Below are 26762 nucleotides of genomic sequence, written 5' to 3'. Positions count from 1 at the left end.
GGCGGGCGGCGTGGCGGCGGTCTGCTCGGCCATGGCGGCGGCCCAGTCGTCCTGGGCGGGCTTCAGGCCATCCGCCTGGGTGGGCGGATTGGCGCGGGATTGTTCGGCGAGCGCGTCGGCCCAGTCGTCGGCCGGGGACGAGCCGGAGCCGGGCTCGTTCTTGTCAGTCATGGTCGGGGGCCTCGTTAGATTCGGTATCGTAGGTAAACATGTTCTGCACGCGCAGGGCGTACTGGCCGTTAAAGACGCCGTAGCCGCATTCCATCAGCGGCACGCCGTCGACGTGGGCAATGACGGTCTGCGGCACATCCACGGGCAGGATGTCGCCGACCTTCATGCGCATCAGTTCGCGGATGTTGGACGGAATGCGCGCGAATTCGGCGACCACGTCGATGTCGGCGCTGCGCACCTGGCGTGAAAGCTGTTGCGACCAGCGCTGGTCGACTTCTTCCAGCGTGGTTTCCTGCAGCGGCCGCGTGAGCAGGTCGCGCACCGGCTCGATCATGGAGTAGGGCAGGCAGATGTTCAGGTCGCCGCCGGTCGCGCCGAATTCGATGTGGAACGAGGTGACGACCACCACTTCATTGTTGCCGGTGATGCTGGCGAACTTGGTGTGCATCTCCGAGCGGACGTAATCGAATTCGATCGGGTAGACGGGGTCCCAGGACTTGCCGTAGCTTTCCAGGGTCAGGTTGAGCAGGCGCCGGATGATGCGCTGTTCGGTGGTGGTGAAGTCACGGCCCTCGACCCGCGTGTGGTAGCGGCCATCGCCGCCGAACAGGCTGTCGATGACCAGGAACACCAGGTTCGGGTCATAGGTGAACAGGGCGGTGCCGCGCAGCGGCTTCATCTGCACCATGTTCAGGTTGCTGGGAACCGGCAGGTTGCGTTCGAAGTCCGCGTACTTCTGGATCTTGATGGAACCGACGGTGATGTCGGCGCTGCGGCGCATGAAATTCAGCAACACGCTGCGCATCTGGCGCGCAAAGCGTTCGTTGATGAGTTCCAGCGTCTGCATGCGCCGGCGCACCACGCGGTCCGGCGAGCTCAGGTCATAGGCACGGGCGCCGTCGTTGGGGCCCGCGGATTCCTTTTTGCTGTCGCTCTCGCCCGTGACGCCGGCCAGCAGCGCGTCGACTTCGTCCTGCGAAAGAAACGCCTCGTAGGCCATGCTTATTGCACCACGAACGCCGTATACAGTACGTCGGTGACATACTGGCCGTCCGGCAGGGGCGCGAACGGGCGGTTGACGGCTTGCTTGATGGCGTTGGCCATGTCGGTCTTGCCCTGTTGCGTCTGCACGCCGGTGGGCGATTGCGAAGACAGCACCATCAGGATGCGGCTGCGCACTTCAGGCATGTACTTTTCAAGGCGGATACGGGTCTGCTCGTCGCTGACGCGCAGGGTCAGGCCGACGTGCATGATGCGCTCGGTGTCGGCGTTCTGCAGCGTGACCGTGAAGGCCTCGATCGGCACGAAGATCGGCGCGGGCACCGCGGCCGGCGTGGTCGGCGGGGCAACGAAGGTGGTCGGCGTGGCTTGCGGGCCCGCTGCGCCGGGCTGGCCCGGCTGGCCGCCGGTCTGGCCGACGCCCAATTGCACCGGCGCGCCGCCCTGCGGCTGCATGCGCTGCGCGACGAACCAGGTCGCGCCCGCGCTCGCGGCCGCCACCAGCAACAGCACCAATATCATGAGCAACGGGCGAAGGATGCGGCCTATGCCGCCGGAGCGTGTCGGAAGCGCGCCGCGCGGCGGCATGGTTGTGGGTTTGGAAGTCGCCATCTCGGTGTCGATGCGTGTTTTGCCGCTGATGAAAACGGATTCTTAGTGGATGAAAGCATTCTGCCCGAAATGCGTCCCCGGCTTGGAGGCGAAAAACAGGGCGAAAGCCGCGTATCTCAAGCTATTGCTGCACCGCCCGCAACCGTTGCCAGCCGCGGGCCGCGCGATTGTTACGCGAAGGTGTCGACCAGCGCATTGGCGTTGCGCGAAGCCGTCACGGCGACCGCCTGGCCATCGCTCGCGCCGTCGGCCACGGCGGCGCCGTTGCCGCCACCCTGGCGCTGCGAACCGCCGCCATTCTGCTGGGCGAATTCCTGCTGCGCGGCCTGTTCACCGACGCTGGTCTGACCCAGCGAGATGCCGGCCTGGGCCAGCGCCTGCTGCAACTGCGGCAGCGCGGTTTCGATGGCCTGGCGCACCGAGGCATGGGCCGAGACGAACGAGGCGCTGGCCACGCCGTCGGCCAGGTTGATGCTGACGCGCAGCGGGCCGAGGTCGGGCGGATCCAGGCGCAGTTCGGCGGTCTGGGTGCCCTGGCGCGCGTTGTTGCTCATGACGACCATCTGCTGGCCCAGTTCGGTGCCCCAGTGCGTGCCGCCCACGGGGGTGGCGACCTGCAGCACGACCGGCACAACGGGCACGGCGACGCTGGCGGGGTTGGCGATGGGGGCGGGCTGCTGGCGCTGCGAGGCGGCGGCGATGGCCTGGGCCAGGTGATCCTGGGCGTTCGCGGCGTGCTGCGGCACCTGGAACTGTTGCGCGGTGCTGAGCGCCGGCGCGTTGGTTTCCTCTTCGGTGCGCGCATGCTGCGGCGCGGCCGGCGCCGGCTCGGCGGCGGCCACGCGCACGTTGGCGGCGCGGGGCTGCGCGGCCTCGGGCGTGGGGCGCGGCAACTCGGCGGCGGGCGCGGCCTTGGCGGGCGTCTCGGCGATCGGCGTGGAACCCGGCTTGACGGCGGCGGTGACCACCGGCTGGGCGATCTGCGCATCGCGGCTGGCCTGGATGGCGGCGGCTTCGGCCTGCTGCGCGGTGGCGGGCACCGGCGCGCGCGGGGTGGCGATGGCGTCGTTGGCGGTCAGGGCGGCCTGCACCACGGCGGCGCCGGTGCTGACCGCGGCGGCGGCGGCCTGTGCGGTGCCGCGCGCCAGCTGCACCTGTTCGGCCGCCTGGGCGGCGATCTCCAGCGCCTGCTGCGGCAGCACCGGCGCGGCCGGCTGCTGCGCGGCGACGGCGAGCGCGCCGGCCTCGGCCTGGGTGGCGGTCTGCACGGCGTTGTCGATGGCCTGGGCGGCGGCGTCCTCGGCGTTGCCAGCGGCGTCACCGGAATTCTTGCCGCCGGCCTGCGTCTTGGCGCCGCTGTTGGAGGCGGGGCGCGCGTCGGCGGACGGATTGGGACGCTGCTGGGCCAGCACGTCGGAGAAGGACGGACCCTTCTTGGCCGTGGCCGGCGCGGCCTTGGCGCCGAGCGTGTCGGCGATCGAGACCGGCGCGGCGGGCGCGATGGCGGGGGTGGGCAGGGGAGCGGTCATGGCGGGCTTCCTGTGGGCAATTAATGCATCCCGGCCTGGCGCTGGACCAGGCGGGCGGAGTATTCGTCGTTGGCGCGCTGTTCGCGGCGCGATTCGACCACGGCCTGGGCGCGCAATTCGCGCTGCGCCAGGGCGTCGTACGAGTTGAGCTTGCGCTTTTCCTGCTGCCAGTAGAGCCGGCCCTTGGCCAGGTTCTCGTCGGCCTGGCGCAGCACGTTCTGCTGCTGGCCGATGGCGTCGTCCAGGGTGCCGATGAAGCGCTGGTAATTGTGGCAATCGCTGGCTGACATGCCGGTGGTCATGGCCTGCTGCAGGCGTTCCAGGTAGTCCTGGCGATAGTCCTGCAGCATGCCGAGCTGGCGTTCGGCGTTGGTGCGTTCGGTGCTGAGGCGGCCAAGCAGGCGGGCGGCTTCGTCCGTGCTCTCCTTGGCCAGGTTGATCAGCATGTCCAGGGGCAATTGGCTAGGCATAGGTGTCCCTCAATTCAAAGCTGGCGCGCAACTGCTCCACCGCGTCCTCGTAGCCGACGTTCTCGCCGATATCCTGTTGCAGGAAGGCTTCCAGGCGCGGGTAGCGGGCGATGGCATCGTCCAGCTGCGGGTCGTTGCCGGCGGCGTAGGCGCCCACGGCGATCAGGTCGCGGTTGCGCTGGTAGCGCGACAGCGTCTGCTTGAAGCGGCGCACCACCGAGAACTGCTGCTGCGTGATCAGCGAAGTCATGGCGCGCGAGATCGAGGCCTCGATGTCGATGGCGGGGTAGTGGCCGGCTTCGGCCAGGTGGCGCGACAGCACCACGTGGCCGTCCAGGATGGCGCGCGCCGAGTCGGCGATCGGATCCTGCTGGTCGTCGCCCTCGGCTAGCACTGTATAGAAGGCGGTGATCGAGCCGGCCTTGCCGCTGGGGCCGGGCGCGCCCATGCCGGCGCGTTCCACCAGCATCGGCAGCTTGGCGAACACCGACGGCGGATAGCCCTTGGTGGCGGGCGGCTCGCCGATGGCCAGCGCGATTTCGCGTTGCGCCATGGCGTAGCGGGTGAGCGAGTCCATGATCAGCAGCACGTCCAGGCCCTGGTCGCGGAAGTGTTCCGCCAGGCGCGTGGCGTAGGCCGCGCCCTGCAGGCGCAGCAGCGCCGAGACGTCGGCCGGGGCGGCCACCACCACCGAGCGCGCCAGGCCCTCGGGGCCCAGGTTGTGCTCGATGAATTCCTTGACTTCGCGGCCGCGTTCGCCGATCAGGCCGACCACGATGACGTCGGCCTTGGTGTAGCGGGCCATCATGCCCAGCAGCACGCTCTTGCCGACGCCGGAGCCGGCGAACAGGCCCATGCGCTGGCCGCGGCCGACGGTGAGCAGGCCGTTGATGGCGCGCACGCCGGTGTCCAGCACGGTGTCGATCGGGGCGCGCGACAGCGGGTTGATCGGCAGCGCCGACAGCGGCGCGAGTTCGGCGCCCGTCAGCGGGCCCAGGCCGTCCAGCGGCCGGCCGGCGCCGTCGAGCACGCGGCCGAGCAGGGCGTTGCCCACCGGCAGGTGGCGGCCCAGTTGCGGCTTGGCATTGCCGTTCAGTTCGGCCTTGCGCGGCAGCGGGATCTGGCGTTGCACGGGCGGTTCGCCGGGCACCACGCGGGCGCCGGGCGGCAGGCCGGAGATGTCGGCCTGCGGCATCAGGTACAGGGTGTGGCCGTCGAAACCGACCACTTCGGCGTCGGCCCAGTGGTCATGGCCGCGCGCGATCTCGATGCGGGCGGCGGCGCCCACCGGCAGGCGCAGTCCGGTGGCGTGCAGCACCAGGCCCGTGGCGCGCGTGATCTTGCCGCTGACCAGCCAGGGGTCGGTCGAGGCGGCGCGGATCGACCCGATCTGCAGCTGGGTCTGCCAGCGGTCGATCACGGGCACGGCCGGTTGGCCGGGCTGCGCGGGGGCCTGATTGGCGCTCACGCCGGGTCCTCCCAGTGGACGTTGCGGCCCAGCGAGGCCGCGACGCGGCGCCAGCGGGTCTGCAGGGTGGCGTCGATGTCGCCGAACGGCGTCTCGGCGCGCACGCCGCCGCGGGCGATGGATTCGTCGGCCAGCACACGCCAGTGGCCTTCCTTGAGTTCGTCGGCCAGGTGCAGGCGGATCAGCTCGATGTCGGCGGGATTGGCCCACAGGCGCATCTGGCCGCCGGCGGTGGGGTTGATGTGCAGCACTTCGCGCACGGCGCTGGCCACGGTGTCGGGCTGCTCGGCCAGGGTGGTGCGCACCACCTGCTGGGCGATGTCCAGCGCCAGCGTCAGCAGGCTCTGGCCCATTTTTTCTTCGAGCGAGCCGACCGATTCGGCGCAGGCCTGCACCAGCGCGTGCAGGCGCCGGGCTTCCTCGGCGCCTTGTTCGCGGGCCTGGGCCAGGCCCTCGGCGTAGCCGGCTTCGCGGCCAGCGGCGAGGCCGGCCTCATGGCCTTCGGCATGGCCGGCGGCCAGGCCCTCGGCGTGGCCCTGCGCATGGCCGGCCGCGTGGCCTTCGGCGCTGGCCTCGGCGCGCAGCTGGGCCATCACCACTTCCGGATCGGGGCCCGGATCGGGTTCCGGCTCGGGTTCGACTGCGACGGGCGGCGGCTCGTCGAACGACAGCATCTGCCAGCGCCGCCAGGCGGCGCTGCGCGAGATGAGCGTCGACTGACCGGTATCCGCTTCAGACATACGCGTCGTCTCCGGAGTTGCCCAGTACGATCTGGCCGCTCTCGGCCAGGCGGCGGGCGATCTGCAGGATCTTCTTCTGCTCGGTCTCGACCTTCGACATGCGGATCGGGCCTTGCGCTTCCAGGTCCTCGCGCAGCATTTCGGCGGCGCGGCTGGACATGTTGCGCAGGAACTTGGCGCGCAGCTCTTCCTGGGCGCCCTTGAGCGCGACCATGAGCGTGTCGTTGTCGATTTCCTTGAGGATGAGCTGGATGGCGCGGTCCTCGACGTCGAGCAGGTTGTCGAACACGAACATCTCGTCGATGATCTTCTGCGCCAGGTCGTTGTCGCGTTCGCGCAGGCTGGCGACCACGGTTTCCTCTTCGGCCGAATTCATCATGTTGAGAATCTCGGCCGCGGTGCGCACGCCGCCCATCTTGCTGCGCTTGGCGCCCTGGCCGGCCAGCACGGAATTGAGCACTTCGGTCAGTTCCGACAGGGCGGCCGGCTGCACGCCGCCGAAGGTGGCGATGCGCAGCATGACGTCGTTGCGCAGGCGGTCGGTCAGCAGCGCCAGCACGCCGGCGGCGCGGTCGCGCTCCAGGTGCACCAGGATGGTGGCGATGATCTGCGGGTGCTCGTCGCCGATCAGTTCGGCCACGGTGTGCGGGTCGAGCCAGTTCAGCGCGTCGATGCCGCTGCCGCCTTCGCCGGCTTCCAGGATGTCCTCGATCAGGCCGGCGGCGCGGTCGCTGCCCAGCGCCTTGGTCAGCACGGTGCGGATGTAGTCGTCCGAACCCAGCGTGACGGCCATGAACTGGTCGGCTTCCTGGCGGAATTCCTCCAGCACCACGGCGACGTCGTTGCGGGTCACCTGCTTGAGGCTGGCCATGGCGGCGCCGACCTGCTGGACTTCGCGGGCGGAGAGGTACTTGAAGACCTCGGCGGCGGCGTCTTCACCCAGCGACATCATTAGGACGGCGCTGCGCGTCATGCCGTCCATCGGCTTGGCATCATTTTTCATCTTTGGTCATCCAGGTGCGCAGGACCATCGCGACGGCGCGCGGATCCTTGTTCGCCATCGTGCGGGCGCGTTCCAGGTTGTCCTGGTAACGGTCGGTTTCCTTGGCGCGGGCCACGTCCTGGGCCTCGCGCTGGGCTTCGATGCGTTCGGCCTCGGCCACTTCCGGATCAACCGGCGGGTACAGGTAGTCGCCCACCGAGCGGCGCACCTTGCGGTACAGCCACAGGGCCAGCACGCCACCGACCAGCCATGCCAGGATGGTCTTGAACAGCGAGATCATTTCCGGATCGCGCCACATCGGCAGCGCCGGCGGGCCGTCGTTGAACTGGCTGTTGACCAGGTTCAGCGAATCGCCGCGGCTTTCCGAGTAGCCCATCGCCTCGCGCACGAGGTTGGTCAGCTTGCTCAGCTCTTCGGGCGGCAGGGCCTTGAGATCGCCGTCCTTGTCGCGCACGTAGTTCACCACCACGGCGACCGACAGGCGCTTGACCGTGCCGACCGGCTGCTTGATGTGGCTGATGGTGCGGTCGACTTCGTAGTTGGTGGTGGCGTCGCGGCGGTCGCTGACGGTGCCGCCGGCGTTCTGGCCGCCGGTGGTGGTCTGTTGTTGTTGCTGCTGTTGCTGTTGCGGCTGGCCCGGGCGCGGCGGCTGGGTCTGCGGCGGATTGGCGATCGGCGCCTGGGCGTTGCCCGGCGGCTGATTGGACAGGGCGCCGGGGACGCCCTGGGCGGGATTGATGCCGCGCTGGTTCTGGTCGCTGGTCTGCTGGCTGCGGATGGCGGCCTGGCCGGGTTCCTGGTTGGGGCGGTAGACCTCGGAGGTTTCCTCGCGGCGGGCGAAGTCCATTTCGGCGCTGGCCTGGGCGTGCACGTTGCCCGGGCCGACCAGCGGATTGAGGATGGTCAGGATGCGTTCGACGGTGCGCTGCTCGGTTTCCCGGACCATGCGCGTCTGGTCGGCGTCCATGCCGCGGCCTTCGCCCAGCGGCGAGGACAGCAGGCGGCCGTTCTGGTCGACGACCGAGACGTTTTCAGCGGTCAGTTCGGGCACGCTGGAGGCGACCAGCCACGAAATGGCCGAAACCTGGGCATCGCTCAGGCTGCGGCCGGGGTAGACGTTCAGCAGCACCGAGGCGGTCGGCGGCTGGCGTTCGCGCACGAACAGCGACTGGCGCGGCATGGCCAGGTGCACGCGGGCGTGCTGCACGGTGTGCATGGATTCGATCGAACGCGCCAGCTCGCCTTCCAGGCCGCGCTGGTAGTTGATCTGCTCGGCGAACTGGCTGGCGCCGAAGCGGGCGTTGTCCATCAGCTCGAAGCCGACCGAGCCGCCGCGCGGCAAGCCCTGCGACGCCAACTGCAGGCGGGCGTCGTAGACGCGGTCGGCCGGCACCAGCAGGGCGGTGCCGGTGTCGTTGTACTTGTAGGGCACGTTCATGGTGCCCAGGGCCGTCACGATGGCGCCGCCGTCGCGGTCGTCCAGGTTCGAGAACAGCACCTTGTACTTGGGTTCGCTGCTCCACATCGCCACGGCGACGATGAGCGCGACCACCGCGGCTGCCGCGCCAAGCAGGATCGGCTTGGGCAGGGCGCGTATCTTTTCCAACACGGGAAACTTCGCCAGAAGCGACGCGCTCAGGGTAGCCTGCTGATTCATTGGCGGCTCCCGCTGGCTTCGCGGAGCAGGGAAAATGACTTCATGTTCGGGTAGGGCAGATTACACATGCAACGTGCTTCTGGTCTGGGGAGAGCCTGGATTATTGCTGCTGCGTTAGCAAACCCAATCGTCGAAAACAGCGGTTTTTTGGCGTTACTTATCCCCTATGTAGACAAGCGACCGTGGCGGGGGAATGGGGCGGGCGGCGGTGGACGCCGGCGGGGGCGGCGCATTCGGGGAAATATCGGGTGTTTTGGCGGCTTTTAGCCGCTATGACGCCGGGGTTGCCGGGTTACGCTGCCTGCATCGTTGGCGTAGTCCACGCCCCACCAGCAAGGAATAACGTAATGGCTGTATCAGGCTTGTCCGGCATCGAGAGCATGCTCCAGCAGATGCGCGTGGCCGTCACCAAGGCCGAGACCGGCAACCTCGCCGCCGGCGAGGCCGTGGCCCAGCCCGACGGCTTCGCCGCCGAGCTGCAACGCTCGATCCGCCGCGTCACCGGCGCGCAGAATGCCGCCACGGCGCAGGCCAAGGCCTTCGAAATGGGCGCGCCCGATGTGTCGCTCAACGACGTGATGATCGACCTGCAAAAAGCCAGCATCGGCTTCCAGACGGCCGTCCAGGTCCGCAACAAGCTGGTCGCGGCCTACAAGGAAATCTCGTCGATGGCCGTGTAACGGCGCAGGCAGGGCCAGAACGGCCCAGCCTCGGCTGGAACACAACCCCATCTAGGCCAGAACGTCCGCCCCGCCGCCCGGCCGCCCGTAGGCGGGGCAGCCCCCTTGGGGGGGCAGCAAGCACGCAACGCGTGCGCCGCGTGGGGGCCCACAACACCCGCCCCGCCGCCCGGCCGCCCGTAGGCGGGGCAGCCCCCTCGGGGGGCAGCAAGCACGCAACGCGTGCGCCGCGTGGGGGCCCACAACACCCGCCCCGCCGCCCGGCCGCCCGAAGGCGGGGCAGCCCCCTCGGGGGGCAGCAAGCACGCAACGCGTGCGCCGCGTGGGGGCAAACACTACCTTGCGTTTTTTTCCAGGCGCCAGACGACCTGCTGCAGCCAGTTTTCCTGCCGCGCGTCCAGGTTCAGGAACACCGCGCCCAGATGGCTCATGGGCGGTTCGCCGGTCAGCGACACATGGGTCGGCACCGGTTCGTCCGGGCTGTCGGCCTGGACCATGGGCTGGCCCGAGATCGGGTACACGTTGCGCACTTCGAGGTGCGCGCTGAGCTTGCCCAGGTCGCCGAAGTCCAGTCGCACGTCTTCCAGCACCGACCCGCGTTCCGGCAGGGCCTGCACCGCCAGTTCTACCCGCAGGCCGACGCCGTCGACCGACAGATCGCGCACCGAGAAACTGATCGGCTTCTCGGCCGGATCGGGTTGCCACGACGCCTGGCAGCGGTTGGCGTTGCTGATCAGCGAGGCGCGGAACATCTTGCGGCGCTGGATGCGGGCCAGATGCTCGGGGAAGGGCGACATCAGTGCGGCGCTGCCGTCATCGAAATGGATGACTTCGGGGCGCTCGACGCGGAAGCGGATCTGCACGCCGCCGTAGGCGGTGGCGTGGAAATGGAAGGTGGTGCCGCTCAGCAGGCCCATGCTGTCGGACTGTTCGAAGTCGGCGCCGGCATAGTCGCGCGGGCGCCAGAAGAACTGGCGGGTCTGCTTGTCGGCGCCCAGCACCAGCACCGCCATCTCGCGATCGGCGGCGTCACGCACCAGGATATGGCTGTCGGGGTGCGTCAGTTCGAAAAGGGCGGCGCGCATGTCTTCCGGCCGCGTGAGCAGGAATTCCGGATCGCTGGCATCCAACACAGTGGTGTCCTTGGAAAATAGGGGTCAGGCTGGCGGCGCGGCGTCGGGAAGCTCGCGCGATTCGAGGCGATACAGCCAGGCCAGCAATTCTGCCACCGCTACGTAGAGTTGGGGAGGAATATGCGCATCCAGGTCCACCTGCATCAGCAGGCCGACGAGTTCGCGCGATTCGTGGACGTAGAGTCCGTTTTCCTCGGCGGCGCGCACGATGGTGTCGGCCAGCTGGCCGTAACCCTTGGCCACCACGCGCGGAGCGGCGTCCTTGTCGTCGTACGAGATCGCGACCGCGGCGTTGCGGTTGGCGTTGGGGCCCTGATCGGGTGGCGGGGCGGTGCGCATCAGAAATCCGTGGGCATGACGGGACGCGGATCGACCACGTTCACCACCAGGTGGCTGAGCGTGAGACCGGCGGCCAGCAGGCGGGAGCGCAACTGGTCCGAGGACTCGTTGAGTTCGGCCGCGCCATGGGGGGGCGACCAGTTGCAGCACGATCTGGTCGCCTGCCAGGTTCAGGCGCGCGTCCACCAGGCCCAGGCGGGGCAGGTCCAGCTTCAGGCGGGTGGCCCAGGTGGGCACGCCCGATTCCGGATCGCCGCCATAGGGCTCGCGCTCGACTTCCCGCTCCATGGGGGTGCCGGGCCAGGCTTCGCCTTGCCAGGTCAGCGCCTGGTTGGCCAGCACGTCGAGCTGCTGGCGCACCAGCACGGTGAGATCCTGGTGGATGCCGCTGACCGGCGTGCCGGGCGCGGGCGTATTGGTGCCGCCGGCCGTCGTCGGCGCGTCGCCGCCCGAGCGGCTGGCGGAGGTGCCGGCGCTGTCGGCGCGCGGCCGGGCGAGGTCGGCTTCGCTGGGGACGCCGCTGCGCGTGAGCTTGGCTTGCGGCTCTTGCTGCAACTGGGCCGGATTGCTGCGGCCGAAGACCATGTCGGTCAGGTGCGATTCGTAGAACAGGCCACTGGTCTGCAGCGCCGCGCGCAGCGCCTGGCCCAGCGCGCGGGCGGACGGTCCGGCCGCCGCCATGCTGGCGTGGGCCGTGGCGTCGGCGCCCTTGGCGCCGCCGGGGGCGTCAGCCGCGCCGCCGGGGCGGCCGGGCTTGGCGCCGAGCTGGGTATCGGCTTCGAGGTCGGCGCTGGCTGCCGCGGCGGCGGCCAGCGCCGCGGTCGCGCTGGCTGCCGTGGTCGTGGCGGGCGCCGCCGCGCCGGTGGCGGGAGGTTGGGGTTGTCCGGGTTGCGCCGGCTGTGCGGCGGCCTGGCCGGCGCCAGGCTGGGCCGGCGCGCCGCTGCCTGGCGCCGGCGCATTGGCTGACCACAAGGGGGCGCGGCCCAGCACCGCCGGCGCGGCGTCGGGATATTGGGCCAGCAGCGCCAGGATCGCGCGGGCGGTGGTGCCCAGCGTGGTGGGGGCCGAGGCCGTGGTGTCGCTGCTGGTGACCAGGCCGCGGGCGGCCAGCGCCAGTGCGGCGGCGGTCTTGGCGTCAAGGACGGTGGCCGGGCGGTCGCCGCGGGCGCCGCCGGTCTGGATGCCTTGTCGTGGGTCGCGATTGGAACCGTCGGCCGAGCCGGGCTTGTCCAGGTTGCCGGGCTGGCTGACCGCATCCGGCCGCGCGCCCGACACCTGGTTGGCGCTGGCGGCGGACATCGTCGTGCCCAGCACGGCGTCCAACCGCTGCACTAGGACGTTGCCGAGTGCCGCGGGACCTACGCTCATGCTTCAGGCGCCTGGTAGCCGTAGGCCGACAGCAGGGTCTGCTGGCGCTTCATGCGGCCCAGCAGTTCGCCCAGCCGGGCCAGTTGCGGGAGCGCCAGGTCGCGCGTGAGCGCGTCGTTTTCGAGGATGCGCACCAGCAGGTCGTACTTCATGGCGCGGCCGGCCTCGTCCAGCGGCGCGGTCGGTTCCGCGATCCGCAGGCGCTCGACCAGCTCGCAATATTGCTGCCCGTGGGCCATCGCCGTATCCCAGTCTCCGGCCTGGGCGGCCGTCAACATCTCGCCCGTGATGAGGGCGATCTCCTGGTAGTGTTCCAGAATAGGGGATGAGTACTGGGTAAGGGACGTCATGGAAATCTCGGGCGTTCGATGGCTGGCTGAATTTGTGTTTTTGGCCATCAGGGCTGGGCAAGGCCAGCCGGTCGGTCGATGGAAGTCTGCCAAGCCTCGGCCAGATCCGCCAACAGGCGGTCGGCAATGTCGAGTTGCTCGGCATTCGCTTTCAGATTTGCCGTCAGCAAGGTGCGGACGATGTAATCGTAGAGCCGGGCGAGGTTGGCGGCGATCTCGCCGCCAGCCTCCATGTTCAACCCGGTCTTCAAGCCTTCATCGACGATCTTGATCGCTTTCGAGATGGCCGCGCCGCGCTCGGCGACCCGGCCTTCCTGCAGATGGATGCGCGCCTGCCCGATCGCCGCCCGGGCACCCAGGTACAACAGGGTGATCAGCCGCTCGGGACTCGCGCCCAGAACCTGGGTTTCCAGGCCGATATCGGCGTAGGAGCGGACGGATTGAGACCCAGTGGGGCGGCGGGCGGCGTAAGTCATTAATGCATCTTCTACAGGTTATTTGCTCGATTTGTTCATCGCCGCAAATTGTTGGGTCAGGTAGTTGCCGGTGACGGCCAGTTGGGAAACGTACTTGTCCAATGCGACAAAACGGGTGCGCATCTGGTCCATTTCAGCGTCGCTGGCGGCCTTGGCGCGCTTTTGCTGGGCGTCCAGGTCACTAATCGACTTGGCCAGGCCGTCGGTGCGCGTCTTGAGCGAACCGGTGCTGCCCAATACGTCCTTGAAAGCCTTTTCGAAAGTCTTGGCTAGGCCGTTGTCGCCGGTCAGCAGCTTGGTGACGTCGGCCGGATTGGTGCTCAGCGCCTTGTCCAGCTTGGTTTGGTCGAGCTTGAGCTGGCGCGTCTGGGGATCGGTGGTGATGCCCAGGTCGGCCAGCGAGCGGACCGACCCTTCGCCCAGCATGGCTTGCAGCGCGTTGGTCACCGACGCCTGGATCGAGCGGGTGGTGCCGTCGCCGGTCAGCGGCTGGTTGGTGGCCGCCTTGGCGTCGAAAGCCGTCAGGCTCTTGATGGTCGATTGCAGCGAGTTGTAGTTCTTGACGAAATCCTGGATCGCCTTGCTGGCGACTGACGGATCCGCTTCCAGCTTCAGCGTGATCGGCTTGTCGGTCTCGGTTTTCTCGGTCAGGTTCAGCGTGACGCCGTCGATGACGTTGGCGACGTTGTTCGAGCCGCTCTTGACGGGGAGGCCGTTGATGATCAGTTGGGCGTCTTCAGCCTTGGTATTGGCCAGGCCGGTCGTGGAGCCGTCGGCGGCGGTGCTGAAGGACAGGATGTCCTTGAGCGACTGGTCGCCGGTGACGGTGATGTTCTTGACCGAGGCCTGGACACCGGTGTCCTTGGCCGTCAGCATCAGGTAGTTGTTGCCGTTGCCGTCATTGATAACGGTGGCGCGCAGGCCGGACTTGTCGTCGGCGTTGATGGCCTTGACGATGCCGTTGAGCGAGGTGTCGCCTTTCAGGTCGATGGTGCGCTTGGTGCCGTCGGCCAGCTCGACTTCGAACGAGCCGGTGTCGCCGTGCTTGGCGGTGCGGTCTGCCACGGCGCCCGATTGCAGGCTCTGGGCGCGGGCCAGGTTCTTCACTTCGATGACGTACTGGCCCGCGGTGGCGCCCTCGGCGGCCACACTGGCCGTCAAGGCGTTGCCGCCGGTGACGCTGCCCTTGATGGCAGCCATCGTCTCGGTCTTGCCCAGCACGGCAGCGGACTTTTGCAGCGCTTCCAGGGCGCTCTGCAGTTTCGCGTAAGCGTCGATGCGAGTCTGGTAGCTTTGCGCGCGCGTGGTGTAGATCGAGAGCTTCTTATCCTCGGCGTCTTGCAGCTTTTTCAGCGTTTCTTCCAGTGGCAGACCGGAGGACGAACCGAGGTTGGTGATAGAGGCCATGTGAAATCCTTCCTAGCGATGCGATTCTGTCAAAAATAGGGTGCCGGCGATTGGCCGGGTAAGGGCATAAGGCGGGCCTAATTCGATGATTCCATCATCGATTGGCGCCAAAAGGGGCACAGAGGAAAGTACGGGAATTCATGTCAAGCCGAGGTCTTGATGCCATTTCCCTGCATGTTCACGATCATTTTGGCGATCTTGAGCACGGCTTCGCTGGGGATGGTGCGTATGACGTCCCCGGACTTGGCGTCGACCACCGACACCACCACCTGGTGGACGTCCGGGTCGACCTCGAACTGCAGCTGGGTCGACCAGGCCTTCATCTGCTCGTTGATTTCGTCGAGCGCCTTGTCGAGGGGCAGCTTCTGCGAATTCGACTGCTCCGACGTCGCGGAATCGGCGCCGCTGCTATTGGTGCTGGCAACGGGCGGGGCGACGGTGACGGATGGATCTGCGACGATGGGCACGGCCGCGACCGGCGACGGTGCGAACGTAGCGGGGGCTAACGGGGTTACGGCCATGATCACTCCAGCGGCGGTGCGGGCGTCTCGGAGGAACGCGCTGTTTTCAGGGAATTCTCAGCTACGATTACGGCAGCGCCGCAGGGAACTTTAGCCCTCGTAACAGCGGGCTGTTTCATGTGCTAACAAGTTGGGATCGGGCAATGAGTGTCAAGACGGCGTTGCGAGTCATAGAAATCATCGAAACCTATGCCCGGGAGAAGCGCGCACTGCCCCTGTCGGAACTGGCCCGGCTGCTGGATGTGCCGGTTTCCAGCTGCCTGGCGCTGATCCGCACCCTGACCGGCCTGGGTTACCTCTACGAAACCGGACGCCGCCAGGGCTACTACCCGACCGGCCGCCTGCTGGCAATGGCGCAACGCATCGCCCGCGCCGATCCGGTGCTGGACCGGGTCTATCCCAGTCTGGTTGAATTAAGGGACGCAACTCGGGAAACCGTCGTCTTCGCCAAGCTGACGCAGGACGGCCGGGTGGTCTACCTGGATGTGCTGGACTCTCCGCATACGATCCGATACGCGCCCGTTGCCGGCGAGTTCAAAGACGTACACGCAAATTCGCTGGGTAAAGCGCTCATGTCGCTGCTGGACGAGCCGGCCCGCGACGCCTTGCTCGGCAACGGGCCGCTGACGCGCCACAACGAACGCACGCTGGTCACCCGCGAGGCGGTGCTGCAGGACTTGGCGCTGTCGCGCCAGCGCGGCTGGTTCATGAACAGCGGCGAGTCGATTCCCGACGTCGGCGCCATCGCCTGGCCGGTGACCCTGTCGGGCGAGCACTACGCCATCTCCGTGGGCGGTCCGATCTACCGGATCGAGCCGTGCCAGGAGGAATACGCCCGCATCCTGCGGGCGGCCTGCACCGGACTGGAACAGCAGTCCTGAGGCGGCCCCGGCCGGCCCGGGCGCAAGGCGCGCCGGGCGGACGCGCAAGGGGCGGGCGCCTCAATATGACTTCGGCAGGCCCAGCACCTTTTCCGCGATGAAGCACATGATCAGCTGCGGGCTGACCGGCGCGATGCGCGGGATGAAGCTCTCGCGCAGCAGCCGCTCCACGTGGTATTCCTTGGCGTAGCCCATGCCGCCCAGCGTCATCACGGCGGTCTGGCAGGCGTTGTAGCCGGCCTCGGCCGCCAGGTACTTGGCGGCGTTGGCGCTGGGGCCGCAGGGTTCGCCGGCGTCGTACAGGCTGGCGGCCTTGAACACCATCAGGTCGGCCGCCTCCAGCTGCATCCAGGCCTGCGCCAGCGGGTGCTGGATGCCCTGGTTCTGGCCGATCGGCCGGCCGAACACATGGCGCTCGCCGGCGTAGCGCACCGCCCGCTCCAGCGCGGCGCGGCCGATGCCGACCGCCTCGGCCGCGATCAGGATGCGTTCCGGGTTCAGGCCATGCAGGATGTACTCGAAGCCCCGGCCTTCCTCGCCGATCCGGTCCGCCAGCGGGATCCGCAGGCCGTCGATGAACAGCATGTTCGAGTCCACCGCCTTGCGGCCCATCTTCTCGATTTCACGCACCTCGACCTTGCCGCGGTCCAGGTCGGTGTAGAACAGCGACAGGCCCTGGGTCGGCTTGGCCACCTCGGACAGCGGCGTGGTGCGCGCCAGCAGCAGCATCTTGTCGGCCACCTGGGCGGTCGAGATCCAGATCTTGCGTCCATGCACCACGTATTCGTCGCCCTGGCGCACGGCGCGGGTGCCGAGCTTGGTGGTGTCCAGGCCGGCGTCGGGCTCGGTGACGGCGAAGCAGGCCTTCTGCCGGCCGGCGATCAGCGGCGGCAGCCAGCGGGCGCGCTGTTCGTCGTTGCCGAACACCACCACGGGATTGAGGCCGAAGATGTTCATGTGCACGGCCGACGCGCCGGTGAAGCCGGCGCCCGAGGCGGCGATGGTCTGCATCATCAGCGCGGCCTCGGTCATGCCCAGGCCGGCGCCGCCATGTTCCGGCGGCATGGCGATGCCGAGCCAGCCGTCGCGCGCCAGGTCGGCGTGCAGCGGCTCGGGGAAGCCGCCTTCACGGTCGCGTTCCAGCCAGTATTCGTCGGGATAGCGCGCGCAGATGCGGGACACGGCGTCGCGCAACGCCAGTTGATCGGGGGTGAATGCAAAGTCCATCAGTCGGTTCCATCCTGGGTGATGCGATTGGCGAAGAGCGCGTCGATGCCGGCGGGGTCGTAGCCGGCATCGGCCAGCACCTCGCGGCTGTGCTGGCCCAGCGTCGGCGCCGGGCGCCGGATGGCGGTCGGCGTGCCCTGGTAGCGGCCGAGCGGCGCGGGGGTGCGCAGGCGGCCCTCGGTCGGGTGCTGGTGGTCCTGCACGAAGCCGGTGGCGGCCAGGTGCTCGTCCAGCAGCAGGTCGTCGACCGTGTAGAGCTGCGAGGCCGGGATGTCGGCATCCGCCAGTTCCCGCAGCCATGCCTCGCTGGTCCTGGTGCGGATGACGTCGGCGACGAAGGCGTAGACCTCGTCGATATGGGCCGCGCGGGCGCCGTGGGTGTGAAAGCGCGGATCCTGCGCCAGTTCCGGCTGGCCGATCAGCGCGAAGAAGTTGCGCCAATGCTTGTCGTTGTAGATCAGCAGGCAGATATAGCCGTCGGCGGTGGCGTAGGGCCGGCGGTGCGGCGCCAGCAGCCGAGCGTAGCCGGTGGGGCCGAGCGGCGGCTCGAAGGTGGCCCCGCCCAGGTGGTCGCCCAGCACCAGGTGCGCCATGCCCTCGAACATCGGGATCTCGACCTGCTGGCCCTGGCCGCTGACGCGGGCGTGCAGCACCGCCGACACCAGCGCGATGCCCACGTGCAGGCCCACGGCGCGGTCGGCCAGCGTCAGCGGCGCGTAGCGCGGCACGTCGCCGCTCTGCTGCGCCGCCAGCGCGGCGATGCCGGTCTGGCCCTGGATCAGGTCATCGTAGGCGGGCCGGCCGGCGTAGGGGCCGGCCTCGCCGAAGCCATAGGCGCCCAGGTAGACGATGCGCGGGTTGCGCGCCGCCACCGCCTCGTACGACAGGCCCAGGCGCGCCATGGCCTGGGGGCGGATGTTGTAGAGCAGGGCGTCGCAGGTCTCGGCCAGCCGCAGGCAGGCCTCGCGGCCTTCCGGCGTCTTCAGGTCCAGCACCACCGAGCGCTTGTTGCGGTTCAGGTGCAGGTACAGGTGGCCCATGCCCGGATTGCGCATCGGGCCGACGGCCCGCATGTTGTCGCCGGCGGGCGATTCGACCTTGATGACGTCGGCGCCCAGGTCGGCCAGCACCTGGGTGGCGTAGGGACCCATCACGACCGAACTGAGGTCCAGGATGCGCACGCCGGCAAGGGGGCCGGCGGCCTGCGGGGAAGCGGCGGCGGACATCGTCATTGCTGCTCGATCCCCGCGTCGCGGATCAGCTTGCCCCACAGGTCGCGCTGTTCGCCGACGAACTGGCCGAAGGCTTCCGGCGAGCTGGAGAAAGCGTCAAAGCCCAGGCCCGCCAGGCGCTTGCGCACGTCGGGCTTGGCCACCACCTGCTTGATGGCGTCGTTGAGCCTGGCCACCACCTCGGGCGGCATGCCGGCCGGGCCGAAGTAGCCGTTCCATGAATTCAGGTCGAAGTCCGGCACGCCCGACTCGGCCATGGACGGCAGGTCCGGCACGATGGCGCTGCGCTCGGCGGTTGACACCGCCAGCGCCCGCAACTGGCCCGACTGCACGAACGGCAGGCCGGAGGCCAGGTCGGTGAACATGAAGTCGACCTGGCCGCCGACCACGTCGGTCAGGCCTTGCGGCGTGCCCTTGTAGGGCACGTGCAGGATGTCGATCTTGGCGCGGTTGGCCAGGGTGGCGCCGGCCACGATGCCGGTGCTGTTGCCGCTGGCGTAGGTGATGCGGCCCGGATGCTGGCGCGCGTCGGCGACCAGGTCGGCCACGGTCTTCCACGGCCGCTTGGGGTTGGCGACCAGGATGAAGGGCAGGTTGCCGCCGCGCGCGATGGGGGTGAAATCCTTGACCGGATCGTAGGGAATGTTCTTCATCAGCCAGGGAGCGGCCGAATGCGAGGTGTTGGTGGTCACGAACAGCGTGTAGCCGTCCGGCTTGGCGCGCGCCACGTAGCTGGCGGCGATGGTGGCGTTGGCGCCGGGCTTGTTCTCCACCACGATCTGCTGGCCCAGGATGGTCGACAGCTCGGCGCCGAAGATGCGGCCGACCGCGTCGGTGCCGGAGCCGGCCGGGAACGGCACGATCAGGGTGATGGGTTTGTTCGGATAGTCCGCGGCGTGGGCGGCGGGCAGGGCCAGCACGGTGGCGCCGCCGACCAGGGTGGCGCCCAACAGGCGTAGTAGTCGCATGGTTTGTCTCCAGGGGATGCGAAACGGGCGCGGCTTCTGCGGCCGCTGCCCGGGGTGGGCCGGTCTGCGCGGCGCCTCAGGCGCCGGCGGTCGATGCGGGAAAACCGCGGATCACGCGGTCGGGCGATTCTTCATACGGCGGCGTGTAGATCACCAGCAGCCGCGCGGGCTCGTCGCTGGTCACGGTGAACACGTGCGGGATGTCGGGCGGGAAATAGCAGCAGTCGCCCGGACCCATGTCGGCCCATTCGTCCTGCACCTGGGCGCGGGCGGTGCCCGACAGCAGGTAACAGACCTGCTCGATGCCCGGATGGGCGTGCGGCAGCGCGCCCTGGCCCTTGTCGATCACGCCCAGCAGCACTTCCACGCCGCGCGAGCCCACCGTGTCGGGGCCGATCAGGCGGCGGTTGAGGGTGCCGGTATGGTTGGCCGGGTGGTAGCCGGGCACGTCGGCTTCCCGGACCAGCCAGGCCGGGGTCTTGCGCTGCGTCATGTCTTATCCTTGTGAGTTTTCATATGTGAATTTATTTTCACGGATGAAAAAAACATCGGCAAGCGGTTTTTCCCGGCGATCCCGTGGCGTCCCAGGGGGATTAGGGAAAACACCGGGCGTGCGCTGCTAAAATCATGGGCTGTTCACCTTTGCGATCCCGCCCCATGTCTTCCGCCCTCAAGCCCGCCACCGGCGCCTCCCTGTCCGATTGGCTGCAGTACCTGGAATCGATCCACGCCACCGCGATCGACATGGGCCTGGAGCGCGTGCGGGAAGTGGCTGCCCGCATGAACCTGGAACTGCCGGGCGTGAAGTTCGTGGTGGGCGGCACCAACGGCAAGGGCTCGACCTGCTCGATGCTGGAGTCGATCCTGCTGGCCGCGGGTTACAAAGTCGGGCTGTACACCTCGCCGCACCTGATCGATTTCAACGAGCGCGCGCGCGTCAATGGCCAGATCGCCTCGGACGAGGCCCTGATCGAGCAGTTCATCGCGGTCGAGGCCGCGCGCGGCGAGACGTCCCTGACGTACTTCGAATTCACCACGCTGGCGATCCTGCGCCTGTTCTCGCAGTCGCGCCTGGACGCGGTGGTGCTGGAAGTCGGCCTGGGCGGCCGCCTGGACGCCGTCAACATCATCGACGCCGACTGTGCCATCGTCACCAGCGTCGACCTGGACCACATCGAGTACCTGGGCGACACGCGCGAGAAGATCGGCTTCGAAAAGGCCCACATCTACCGCGCCGGCCGGCCGGCCATCTGTGCCGACCCGGTGCCGCCGCAGTCGCTGCTCGATTACGTCGAGCAGATCGGCGCCGACCTGTGGCTGTTCAGCCGCGACTACAACTATTCCGGCGACCGCCAGCAGTGGGCCTATGGCGGCCGCGAGCAGCGCCGCAGCGCGCTGGCCTATCCGGCGCTGCGCGGCGCCAACCAGCTGCTGAACGCGTCGGCGGCGCTGGCCGCGCTGGAATCGGTGCGCGACCGCCTGCCGGTGCCGCAGCAGGCGGTGCGCCAGGGCCTGCTGCAGGCTTCGCTGCCCGGCCGTTTCCAGATCTTGCCGGGCCAGCCCACGGTGATCCTGGACGTGGCCCACAACCCGCACGCCGCCGCGGTGCTGGCCCAGAACCTCGACAACATGGGCTTCCATCCCTACACCTACGCGGTGTTCGGCATGCTCAACGACAAGGACCTGGCCGGCGTACTGGCCAAGATCGGCACGCGCATCGACCACTGGTTCTGCGCCGGCCTGCCGGGGCCGCGCGGCGGCTCCGGCGAACACCTGGCCGAACGGGTTGCCGCCGGCCTGCCGGCCGCGCCCGCCGGGGCCGAGGCGCCGGGCGTCTCGGCCTACGCCGATCCCGCCCAGGCCTTTGCCGCGGCGCGCGAACGGGCAGGGGAGAATGATAGAATCGTGGTGTTCGGATCATTTCTCACCGTGGCCTCGGTTTTGCAGTCTCTGGGTCGCAAGGCGTAGGCAAGAGCGGCATAGGCAAACATGGGTTTTTTCAAACGCAAGGATCCTGCCGACCAGGCGCAACCCTCCAAGCGAGCGGCCGTGCCGAGCGAGGTTCAGGCGGCTGAGTTGCGCGGGCGCGCCCGGCGCAGGCTCGCAGGCGCCATCGCCCTGGTGCTGGCGGCCGTCATCATCCTGCCGATGGTGCTGGATTCCCAGCCGACGCCCGTGGCCGACAACATCCCCATCAAGGTGCCGGAACGCAATACCCCGTTCCAGCCGCAGTTGAGCGAGCCGCAGGCCAACGCGCCCGCCGCGCCGGCGCAAGGCGCCACGCCCGGCGACCCGTCCGCCATCCCGACGCCGCCGCCGATGACGTCCGGTCCGCAGGCCAGCGCGCCGCAGGCCGCGACGCCGTCCGCCACCACGCCGCCGGTTTCCACGCCGCCCGCCACGACCCCGCCCGCGGCCACGCCGCCCGCGACCGTGACGCCGCCGCGCACGCCGCCGCCCAAGCCGGAACCCAAGCCCGAGCCCAAGCCGGCCACGCCCAAGCCCGAGACCCGTTCGGACGACGGCGCCCGCGCCCTGGCGTTGCTCGAAGGCCGTTCCGCGCCCGCCGCCACGCCGGCGCCCAAGCCGCAGGCCGCCAAGGGTAATTTCGTGCTGCAGATCGCCGCCTACACCACGTCCGAGGACGCCCAGTCGCGGCGCGACAAACTGCACCAGGCCGGCGTCACCAATGCATTCGTCGAGCAGGCTTCCATCGGAGGCAAGCAGCAGTACCGTCTGCGGGTGGGGCCGTTCCCCTCGCGCGAGGCGGCGCAGGCGGCCCAGGCGCGGTTGCGCACCCTGGGTTATGACAACGGTTTCATTGCCGCCCAGTAGTGACCGGCTTCGACTTCGTCGTGCTGGCCATCCTGGTGGTATCGGGTGTGCTGGGCCTGGTGCGCGGCCTGCTCAAGGAAGTGCTGTCGCTGGTTGCGTACCTGCTGGCTTTCGTGGCCGCGATCTGGTGGGGCCCCACGGTCTATACCTGGCTGGAGCCCTATATCGAGACGACGCTGCTGCGCATGGGAGTTTCGTACGCGGTGGTTTTCATTATCGTGCTGCTCGGCGTGGGGTTGGTCAACATGACGCTTGCCGCCTTGATCCGCAGCACCGGGCTGAGCCCGGCCGATCACGGCCTGGGCGGCATGTTCGGACTGGCCCGGGGGCTGCTCATCGTGCTGGCGCTGGTCGCCGCCGCGGGCTACACGCCGCTGCCACAAGAGCCGTGGTGGAAGGACGCCATGTTTTCGCATTCGGCCATCGAGGCCATCAAACATATCAAGACGTGGCTGCCGCCGTCCCTGGCGACGTGGCTGCCGTATTGATTAGCTTCACATCAACCAGGAAATCTCACCATGTGTGGAATCGTAGGGGTCATCGGGCGCGGGCCGGTCAACCAGCTGCTCTATGACAGCTTGCTGCTGTTGCAGCATCGCGGGCAGGATGCCGCGGGCATTGCGACGTCGCAAGGCAACCAGTTCAATATGTACAAGGCGCACGGCCTGGTGCGCGACGTATTCCGCACGCGCAACATGCGTGCCCTGCCGGGCACCTCGGGCGTCGGCCAGGTCCGCTATCCCACCGCCGGCTCCAGCGCCAGCGAGGAAGAGGCCCAGCCGTTCTACGTCAACGCCCCGTTCGGCATCATGTTCGCCCACAACGGCAACCTGACCAACTGGCGCGAGCTGCGTGAGTCGCTCTACCGCGTCGACCGCCGCCACATCAACACCAATTCCGACTCGGAAGTGCTGCTGAACGTGCTGGCCCACGAGCTGCAATCGGCCGCCAGCGGTGTGTCGCTCGATGACGATGCCATGTTCCGCGCCGTTGCCGCCGTGCACAAGCGCGTGCGCGGCGCCTACGCCGTGGTGGCGCAGATTTCCGGTTACGGCCTGCTGGCGTTCCGCGATCCCAACGGCATCCGTCCGCTGTGCATCGGCCGCCAGGAAACCGACGAAGGCGTCGAGTGGATGGTGGCCTCGGAATCCGTGGCCCTGGAAGGCAGCGGCTTCGCCTTCGTGCGCGACGTCGAGCCGGGCGAAGCGGTGTTCGTCGACCTGGACGGCCGTTTCGTCAGCCGCCAGTGCGCCGAGAATCCGCAGCTGGTGCCCTGCATCTTCGAATACGTCTACTTCGCCCGTCCTGATTCGCTGATCGACGGCGTGTCGGTGTACGACGCGCGCCTGCGCATGGGTGAATACCTGGCCGACAAGGTCGCGCGCAACATGCGCCTGGGCGATATCGACGTGGTCATGCCGATCCCCGATTCCTCGCGTCCGGCCGCCATGCAGCTGGCCGCCCGCCTGAACCTGGACTACCGCGAAGGCCTGATCAAGAACCGCTACGTCGGCCGCACCTTCATCATGCCCGGCCAGGCCGTGCGCCGTAAATCGGTGCGCCAGAAGCTCAACGCCATCGGCATGGAGTTCAAGGGCAAGAACGTGCTGCTGGTGGACGACTCCATCGTGCGCGGCACCACCAGCCGCGAGATCGTCGACATGGCGCGCGCCGCCGGCGCCAACAAGGTGTACTTCGCCTCGGCCGCGCCTCCGGTGCGTTTCCCCAACGTCTACGGCATCGACATGCCGACGCAGAGCGAACTGATCGCCACCGGCCGCAGCGACGAGGAAATCGCCCGCGCGATCGGCGCCGACAGCCTGATCTACCAGGACCTGCACGACATGCAGCAGGCCGTGCGCGACATCAATCCCAAGCTGTCGCGCTTCGAGGCTTCGTGCTTCGATGGCGAATACGTCACCGGCGACATCACCGCCGAATACCTGGCCCGCCTGGGCCAGTCGCGCGCGGAGTCCGGCGACGGCGAAGGCGCCAGCGGCCTGCAGTTCAACATGGGCTACGCGGCCAACGACGCCTGAGTCCGGTTCGCGCCATGAAAAAGCCGCTCCCTCGGGAGCGGCTTTTTTTATCGGCCGGCGCCTGTCACCACAGGCTGTCGCCGCTGGCCTCCAGATGGGTCAGGTACAGTCGCAGGTCGAATTCATACTGGTGATACTGCGGCTCCATCAGCCGGCACAGGTTGTAGAAGGCCTTGTTGTGGTCCTTCTCCTTCAGGTGCGCCAGTTCGTGCACCGTGATCATCTTCAGGAACTCCTCCGGCACCGTCTTGAACAGCGTGGCGACGCGGATCTCGTGCTTGGCCTTGAGCTTGCCGCCCTGGACCCGCGAGATGAAGGTGTGCTGGCCCAGCGCGTGCTGGATCACGTGGATCTTGCTGTCGAAGGCGATCTTGCTGAGCGGCGCGCCGTTGCGGATGTAGGTGTTCTTCAGGTCCACCACGTAGTCGTACAGCGCCTTGTCGGTGCGCACGGCATGCGCGCCGGCGGGATAACGGGCTCGCAGCGCCGGCCCCAGCTTGCCCTGGTCGAGCAGCGCGCGGGCCTGCGTCAGCAGGGGTTCCGGATAACCGGTCAGGTATTTCATGGCGTCAGGAAAGCGGGGAGGGCTGCACCCGCAGGCGCGGCCATTTGTCGGTGTAGCGCTTGGCCAGCAGCCGTTGCGCGTAGAGCGCGGGATCGCGCAGTCCGGGGCTGGGCCGCAGCACCAGGCCGAACAGGTCGTCCAGGCCGTGCGGCGCAAGGATGCGCAGGCGGTCGTCGGCGTCGAGCGACACGCCGATACAGGTGGCGGTCTCGGGCCAGGTGGCGATGCCCGCCGCCAGCGACAAGGCCGGGGGCGGCGCGATGCCGCCGTCGCGGCGCCACAGGTGGACCCGCGCCTGGTTGACGACTTCCCAGGGCGCCTGCGGCGCGGCGGCCTGCAGGCGGCGCGTGATGGCGGTCTCGTGCGCCGCCGTCAGGTCGGTGTCGTCGAAGTAGACGAAGTCCACGTCCGCTGGCGCGTGGCTGTCCGGCGGCAGGTCGTGCAGGTGGTTCCACACCAGGGTGCGGATGACGCCCGCGCCCAGGCACCAGTCGGCCGCGCCGCCGTCACGCGCGGCATGCAGCCAGCGCATCAGCGGCGCATGGCGTCGGACCAGCGCGCGCAGGCGCTCGGCGTGGATGTCGTCCAACAGCGGAATGGACCGCTCAGGCGGCGCGGCCGCGGCCGAATGCCGCGGGCAGGGCCATGAACAGCAGGATCACGAACAGCGCCAGGCTCCACAGGGCGTATTCGATGCCCAGAACCGGCACCACCGCGTCCATGCAGGTGGCGTAGATGCCGAACAGCCACGGCACGCTGCCGTCCAGGCCGATGCCGGTCATGAAGCGGTCGGCGAAGGTCTGGTCGCACGACAGCATCTTGGCGGCCACGGTGTACTGGTACCAGGCGGCGGCGATGCCGCTGAGCGACAGCAGGCCCGCCAGGCCGGCGCAGACGCGCGTCAATGCGCGGCCGCCGCCGAAGCCGCCGATCAGGGCGATGACGCCGATCACCAGGTAGATCAGGCGCTGCATCACGCACCAGGCGCACGGCGGCATGTCGAAGACGTACTGGGAAACCAGGGCGATGCCGACCGCGCCGAAGCTGAAAAGGGCGATCAGGCGGAGCAGGCGTTCGGAACGAGAAGTCATGGTTGTTGCACGATAAGGGTTCGTCGGGGCGGGGCCCCGGGGGATGGCCAGTCCGGCCGCCAGGCGTTAGGCCTTGGGAATCGGAATTGGTTGCATGACCTGCTGCAATACCCCGAGCAGCAGTTCGCGCGAGCCTTCCCAGAAGATCTGCACGCCCAGGCACAGCATGATGAAGGCCGACATGCGCATGAACACGGCGGTGCCATTATCGCCCAGCCGGTGCAGCATCTGCGCCGCGAAGCGCAGGCAGACGTACAAAGTCAGCGAAACGACCACGATGCCGGGGATCGAGCCGCCCAGCCGCAGCAGGCTCAGCACGTGGTTCTGGTCGCGCAGCGACACGCCCACGGTGATGGCCGCGGCGATCGAGCCGGGGCCGCAACTGATGGGGAAGGTCAGGGGGTAGAAGGCGCGCGCCTTGGCCATTTCAGGGGTGAACGATTCGGCCATGCGGGCCACGCGCTCGGTGTCGGCGTCGGGCGAATTCACCAGGCGCCAGGCGCTGGCGATGACCAGCATGCCGCCGCCCACGCGCACGATCGACAGCGAGATGCCGAAGAAGCTCAGCAGCACGTTGCCGGCCACCATGGCGACGATGAGCATCAGGCCGACGTTGACGGCGACGCGCTTGGCCAGCACCGTGCGGGTGGCGGACGAGGCGCCTTCGGTCAGGGACAGGAAGATGGGCGCGATCGCCGGCGGATTCAGGAACGGCAGCAGCGTCGCCAGCGCGAAAAAGAAGCTGGTCCCCAGCACCCGCAGGTATTCGTTTAGCTCCATCGCACGGTATCGCCAAGCCGAAAACCGGATTGTATGCGGTCGGCGGCTGTCTGGCGATGGGCCGCGGGTCCGGCTTCAGGCGGCCTGTTGCCGGACCTCGTCGCCGGCCAGCGCATCGAGGATGTCGCGCTCGAACTGCATCTGGCTGCGCGGCCGCGTCAGCGCCGCGCCATCGACGATGAAGACGTCTTCGACGCGGTCGCCCAGCGTCATGATCTTGG

General features: G+C 68.5%; 28 protein-coding genes and 1 pseudogene. 6 read left to right on the top strand and 23 right to left on the bottom strand.

The features are described from left to right. The 9 genes and pseudogenes from AOZ49_RS18050 to fliF form a co-directional block, all read right to left on the bottom strand. Positions 1–171, bottom strand: a pseudogene (locus AOZ49_RS18050) (flagellar motor switch protein FliN); the annotation flags it as partial. Beyond that, on the bottom strand, positions 164–1171 hold the full coding sequence (gene fliM, locus AOZ49_RS18045; protein WP_006394458.1) for a flagellar motor switch protein FliM: 1008 nt from the start codon (positions 1169–1171) through the stop codon (positions 164–166). The pseudogene AOZ49_RS18050 and the gene fliM, both read right to left, overlap by 8 nt. A 2-nt stretch (positions 1172–1173) precedes the next feature. After that, entirely contained in the window at positions 1174–1782 is a 609-nt protein-coding gene (locus AOZ49_RS18040; protein ID WP_035360305.1) for a flagellar basal body-associated FliL family protein, read from the bottom strand. A gap of 170 nt (positions 1783–1952) precedes the next feature. Beyond that, a complete protein-coding gene (locus AOZ49_RS18035; RefSeq protein ID WP_054476923.1) occupies positions 1953–3311 on the bottom strand; it encodes a flagellar hook-length control protein FliK in 1359 nt (452 codons plus the stop codon). Between the two features lie 20 nt (positions 3312–3331). After that, positions 3332–3781 (bottom strand): flagellar export protein FliJ, encoded by a 450-nt coding sequence (gene fliJ, locus AOZ49_RS18030; protein WP_006385228.1) that lies wholly within the window; start codon positions 3779–3781, stop codon positions 3332–3334. Continuing rightward, positions 3774–5249, bottom strand: a complete 1476-nt coding sequence (fliI, locus tag AOZ49_RS18025; RefSeq protein WP_054435712.1) for a flagellar protein export ATPase FliI — start codon at positions 5247–5249, stop codon at positions 3774–3776. Before fliI ends, fliJ begins: the two co-directional genes overlap by 8 nt. Continuing rightward, complete coding sequence (gene fliH / locus AOZ49_RS18020) at positions 5246–5989, bottom strand: flagellar assembly protein FliH (RefSeq protein ID WP_054435714.1); 744 nt, start codon at positions 5987–5989, stop codon at positions 5246–5248. The genes fliI and fliH overlap by 4 nt, the downstream gene beginning before the upstream one ends. Then, the gene (gene fliG / locus AOZ49_RS18015) at positions 5982–6992 is read right to left on the bottom strand and encodes a flagellar motor switch protein FliG (RefSeq protein ID WP_035360309.1); all 1011 of its coding nucleotides are present in this window, start codon (positions 6990–6992) and stop codon (positions 5982–5984) included. Before fliG ends, fliH begins: the two co-directional genes overlap by 8 nt. Next, positions 6982–8649, bottom strand: coding sequence for a flagellar basal-body MS-ring/collar protein FliF (gene fliF, locus AOZ49_RS18010; RefSeq protein ID WP_054435715.1), 1668 nt, complete (start codon positions 8647–8649; stop codon positions 6982–6984). The genes fliG and fliF overlap by 11 nt, the downstream gene beginning before the upstream one ends. A 347-nt stretch (positions 8650–8996) precedes the next feature. Here fliF and fliE point away from each other — a divergent pair, with 347 nt between their 5' ends. After that, the gene (fliE, locus tag AOZ49_RS18005) at positions 8997–9329 is read left to right on the top strand and encodes a flagellar hook-basal body complex protein FliE (protein ID WP_035360311.1); all 333 of its coding nucleotides are present in this window, start codon (positions 8997–8999) and stop codon (positions 9327–9329) included. A gap of 335 nt (positions 9330–9664) precedes the next feature. On the opposite strand, the gene AOZ49_RS18000 is transcribed toward fliE, so the two are convergent. From AOZ49_RS18000 to AOZ49_RS17970, 6 genes are all read right to left on the bottom strand, one after another. Next, positions 9665–10462: a flagellar brake protein gene (locus AOZ49_RS18000; RefSeq protein ID WP_054431114.1), complete on the bottom strand. Its 798-nt coding sequence runs from the start codon at positions 10460–10462 to the stop codon at positions 9665–9667. 24 nt (positions 10463–10486) lie between these two features. After that, entirely contained in the window at positions 10487–10801 is a 315-nt protein-coding gene (locus AOZ49_RS17995; protein WP_006394467.1) for an EscU/YscU/HrcU family type III secretion system export apparatus switch protein, read from the bottom strand. A 1364-nt stretch (positions 10802–12165) separates the two neighbouring features. After that, the gene (locus AOZ49_RS17985) at positions 12166–12519 is read right to left on the bottom strand and encodes a flagellar protein FliT (protein WP_035360316.1); all 354 of its coding nucleotides are present in this window, start codon (positions 12517–12519) and stop codon (positions 12166–12168) included. A 47-nt stretch (positions 12520–12566) separates the two neighbouring features. Beyond that, complete coding sequence (gene fliS / locus AOZ49_RS17980) at positions 12567–12995, bottom strand: flagellar export chaperone FliS (RefSeq protein WP_054431116.1); 429 nt, start codon at positions 12993–12995, stop codon at positions 12567–12569. An 18-nt stretch (positions 12996–13013) separates the two neighbouring features. Next, positions 13014–14402 carry a flagellar filament capping protein FliD gene (gene fliD / locus AOZ49_RS17975; protein WP_054431117.1) on the bottom strand — a complete coding sequence of 463 codons (1389 nt, stop codon included), beginning with the start codon at positions 14400–14402 and terminating at the stop codon, positions 13014–13016. Positions 14403–14545: 143 nt separating this feature from the next. Then, entirely contained in the window at positions 14546–14923 is a 378-nt protein-coding gene (locus AOZ49_RS17970; RefSeq protein ID WP_054431118.1) for a flagellar protein FlaG, read from the bottom strand. A 143-nt stretch (positions 14924–15066) separates the two neighbouring features. Here AOZ49_RS17970 and AOZ49_RS17965 point away from each other — a divergent pair, with 143 nt between their 5' ends. Continuing rightward, positions 15067–15804 carry an IclR family transcriptional regulator gene (locus AOZ49_RS17965; RefSeq protein WP_054431119.1) on the top strand — a complete coding sequence of 246 codons (738 nt, stop codon included), beginning with the start codon at positions 15067–15069 and terminating at the stop codon, positions 15802–15804. Between the two features lie 60 nt (positions 15805–15864). On the opposite strand, the gene AOZ49_RS17960 is transcribed toward AOZ49_RS17965, so the two are convergent. The 4 genes from AOZ49_RS17960 to AOZ49_RS17945 all read right to left on the bottom strand — a co-directional run bounded on the left by AOZ49_RS17960 (position 15865) and on the right by AOZ49_RS17945 (position 19724). Then, entirely contained in the window at positions 15865–17031 is a 1167-nt protein-coding gene (locus tag AOZ49_RS17960; protein WP_054431120.1) for an acyl-CoA dehydrogenase family protein, read from the bottom strand. Beyond that, entirely contained in the window at positions 17031–18263 is a 1233-nt protein-coding gene (locus AOZ49_RS17955; RefSeq protein ID WP_054476921.1) for a CaiB/BaiF CoA transferase family protein, read from the bottom strand. Before AOZ49_RS17955 ends, AOZ49_RS17960 begins: the two co-directional genes overlap by 1 nt. Next, a complete protein-coding gene (locus AOZ49_RS17950; protein WP_054476919.1) occupies positions 18260–19231 on the bottom strand; it encodes a Bug family tripartite tricarboxylate transporter substrate binding protein in 972 nt (323 codons plus the stop codon). The genes AOZ49_RS17955 and AOZ49_RS17950 overlap by 4 nt, the downstream gene beginning before the upstream one ends. Before the next feature lie 76 nt (positions 19232–19307). Continuing rightward, positions 19308–19724, bottom strand: a complete 417-nt coding sequence (locus AOZ49_RS17945) for a cupin domain-containing protein (RefSeq protein WP_054476918.1) — start codon at positions 19722–19724, stop codon at positions 19308–19310. A gap of 164 nt (positions 19725–19888) precedes the next feature. Between AOZ49_RS17945 and folC the strand changes: the two genes are divergently transcribed. Genes folC through purF form a run of 4 tightly spaced genes read left to right on the top strand, consistent with a single transcriptional unit; the run spans position 19889 to position 24105 of the window. Then, positions 19889–21199, top strand: a complete 1311-nt coding sequence (gene folC, locus AOZ49_RS17940; protein ID WP_054431124.1) for a bifunctional tetrahydrofolate synthase/dihydrofolate synthase — start codon at positions 19889–19891, stop codon at positions 21197–21199. Between the two features lie 21 nt (positions 21200–21220). Beyond that, a complete protein-coding gene (locus tag AOZ49_RS17935) occupies positions 21221–22066 on the top strand; it encodes an SPOR domain-containing protein (protein WP_054476916.1) in 846 nt (281 codons plus the stop codon). Beyond that, positions 22066–22554 (top strand): CvpA family protein, encoded by a 489-nt coding sequence (locus AOZ49_RS17930; protein ID WP_006394480.1) that lies wholly within the window; start codon positions 22066–22068, stop codon positions 22552–22554. The genes AOZ49_RS17935 and AOZ49_RS17930 overlap by 1 nt, the downstream gene beginning before the upstream one ends. A gap of 30 nt (positions 22555–22584) precedes the next feature. Beyond that, positions 22585–24105, top strand: a complete 1521-nt coding sequence (purF, locus tag AOZ49_RS17925) for an amidophosphoribosyltransferase (RefSeq protein WP_054476914.1) — start codon at positions 22585–22587, stop codon at positions 24103–24105. Between the two features lie 64 nt (positions 24106–24169). Here purF and AOZ49_RS17920 read toward each other — a convergent pair whose 3' ends face one another. The 4 genes from AOZ49_RS17920 to AOZ49_RS17905 all read right to left on the bottom strand — a co-directional run bounded on the left by AOZ49_RS17920 (position 24170) and on the right by AOZ49_RS17905 (position 26541). Continuing rightward, positions 24170–24670: a M48 metallopeptidase family protein gene (locus AOZ49_RS17920; protein ID WP_054476912.1), complete on the bottom strand. Its 501-nt coding sequence runs from the start codon at positions 24668–24670 to the stop codon at positions 24170–24172. Between the two features lie 4 nt (positions 24671–24674). Then, a complete protein-coding gene (locus AOZ49_RS17915; RefSeq protein ID WP_054476910.1) occupies positions 24675–25259 on the bottom strand; it encodes a nucleotidyltransferase family protein in 585 nt (194 codons plus the stop codon). Between the two features lie 16 nt (positions 25260–25275). Next, the gene (locus tag AOZ49_RS17910) at positions 25276–25761 is read right to left on the bottom strand and encodes a disulfide bond formation protein B (RefSeq protein ID WP_054476908.1); all 486 of its coding nucleotides are present in this window, start codon (positions 25759–25761) and stop codon (positions 25276–25278) included. Between the two features lie 66 nt (positions 25762–25827). Continuing rightward, positions 25828–26541 (bottom strand): MarC family protein, encoded by a 714-nt coding sequence (locus AOZ49_RS17905; RefSeq protein ID WP_054431130.1) that lies wholly within the window; start codon positions 26539–26541, stop codon positions 25828–25830. Positions 26542–26762: the final 221 nt, after the last annotated feature.

This window comes from Achromobacter sp. 2789STDY5608615 (genome assembly GCF_001298995.1).
Taxonomy (GTDB): domain Bacteria; phylum Pseudomonadota; class Gammaproteobacteria; order Burkholderiales; family Burkholderiaceae_B; genus Achromobacter; species Achromobacter insuavis.
The sequence above is the reverse complement of the archived record's forward strand: the minus strand, read 5'-3'. Positions and strand labels throughout refer to the sequence as shown.

What these genes read in the sequence shown, in the direction of transcription:
- fliS (WP_054431116.1), bottom strand. Translation starts at nt 12,995, where the DNA reads ATGACTTACGCCGCCCGCCGCCCCACTGGGTCTCAATCCGTCCGCTCC.
- folC (WP_054431124.1), top strand. Translation starts at nt 19,889, where the DNA reads ATGTCTTCCGCCCTCAAGCCCGCCACCGGCGCCTCCCTGTCCGATTGG.
- AOZ49_RS17935 (WP_054476916.1), top strand. Translation starts at nt 21,221, where the DNA reads ATGGGTTTTTTCAAACGCAAGGATCCTGCCGACCAGGCGCAACCCTCC.
- fliD (WP_054431117.1), bottom strand. Translation starts at nt 14,402, where the DNA reads ATGGCCTCTATCACCAACCTCGGTTCGTCCTCCGGTCTGCCACTGGAA.
- AOZ49_RS17970 (WP_054431118.1), bottom strand. Translation starts at nt 14,923, where the DNA reads ATGGCCGTAACCCCGTTAGCCCCCGCTACGTTCGCACCGTCGCCGGTC.
- AOZ49_RS17955 (WP_054476921.1), bottom strand. Translation starts at nt 18,263, where the DNA reads ATGACGATGTCCGCCGCCGCTTCCCCGCAGGCCGCCGGCCCCCTTGCC.
- AOZ49_RS17950 (WP_054476919.1), bottom strand. Translation starts at nt 19,231, where the DNA reads ATGCGACTACTACGCCTGTTGGGCGCCACCCTGGTCGGCGGCGCCACC.
- AOZ49_RS17945 (WP_054476918.1), bottom strand. Translation starts at nt 19,724, where the DNA reads ATGACGCAGCGCAAGACCCCGGCCTGGCTGGTCCGGGAAGCCGACGTG.
- purF (WP_054476914.1), top strand. Translation starts at nt 22,585, where the DNA reads ATGTGTGGAATCGTAGGGGTCATCGGGCGCGGGCCGGTCAACCAGCTG.
- AOZ49_RS18040 (WP_035360305.1), bottom strand. Translation starts at nt 1,782, where the DNA reads ATGGCGACTTCCAAACCCACAACCATGCCGCCGCGCGGCGCGCTTCCG.
- AOZ49_RS17985 (WP_035360316.1), bottom strand. Translation starts at nt 12,519, where the DNA reads ATGACGTCCCTTACCCAGTACTCATCCCCTATTCTGGAACACTACCAG.
- fliE (WP_035360311.1), top strand. Translation starts at nt 8,997, where the DNA reads ATGGCTGTATCAGGCTTGTCCGGCATCGAGAGCATGCTCCAGCAGATG.
- AOZ49_RS17995 (WP_006394467.1), bottom strand. Translation starts at nt 10,801, where the DNA reads ATGCGCACCGCCCCGCCACCCGATCAGGGCCCCAACGCCAACCGCAAC.
- AOZ49_RS18035 (WP_054476923.1), bottom strand. Translation starts at nt 3,311, where the DNA reads ATGACCGCTCCCCTGCCCACCCCCGCCATCGCGCCCGCCGCGCCGGTC.
- fliH (WP_054435714.1), bottom strand. Translation starts at nt 5,989, where the DNA reads ATGTCTGAAGCGGATACCGGTCAGTCGACGCTCATCTCGCGCAGCGCC.
- AOZ49_RS17920 (WP_054476912.1), bottom strand. Translation starts at nt 24,670, where the DNA reads ATGAAATACCTGACCGGTTATCCGGAACCCCTGCTGACGCAGGCCCGC.
- AOZ49_RS17965 (WP_054431119.1), top strand. Translation starts at nt 15,067, where the DNA reads ATGAGTGTCAAGACGGCGTTGCGAGTCATAGAAATCATCGAAACCTAT.
- AOZ49_RS17960 (WP_054431120.1), bottom strand. Translation starts at nt 17,031, where the DNA reads ATGGACTTTGCATTCACCCCCGATCAACTGGCGTTGCGCGACGCCGTG.
- fliM (WP_006394458.1), bottom strand. Translation starts at nt 1,171, where the DNA reads ATGGCCTACGAGGCGTTTCTTTCGCAGGACGAAGTCGACGCGCTGCTG.
- AOZ49_RS17910 (WP_054476908.1), bottom strand. Translation starts at nt 25,761, where the DNA reads ATGACTTCTCGTTCCGAACGCCTGCTCCGCCTGATCGCCCTTTTCAGC.
- fliF (WP_054435715.1), bottom strand. Translation starts at nt 8,649, where the DNA reads ATGAATCAGCAGGCTACCCTGAGCGCGTCGCTTCTGGCGAAGTTTCCC.
- fliJ (WP_006385228.1), bottom strand. Translation starts at nt 3,781, where the DNA reads ATGCCTAGCCAATTGCCCCTGGACATGCTGATCAACCTGGCCAAGGAG.
- AOZ49_RS17905 (WP_054431130.1), bottom strand. Translation starts at nt 26,541, where the DNA reads ATGGAGCTAAACGAATACCTGCGGGTGCTGGGGACCAGCTTCTTTTTC.
- fliG (WP_035360309.1), bottom strand. Translation starts at nt 6,992, where the DNA reads ATGAAAAATGATGCCAAGCCGATGGACGGCATGACGCGCAGCGCCGTC.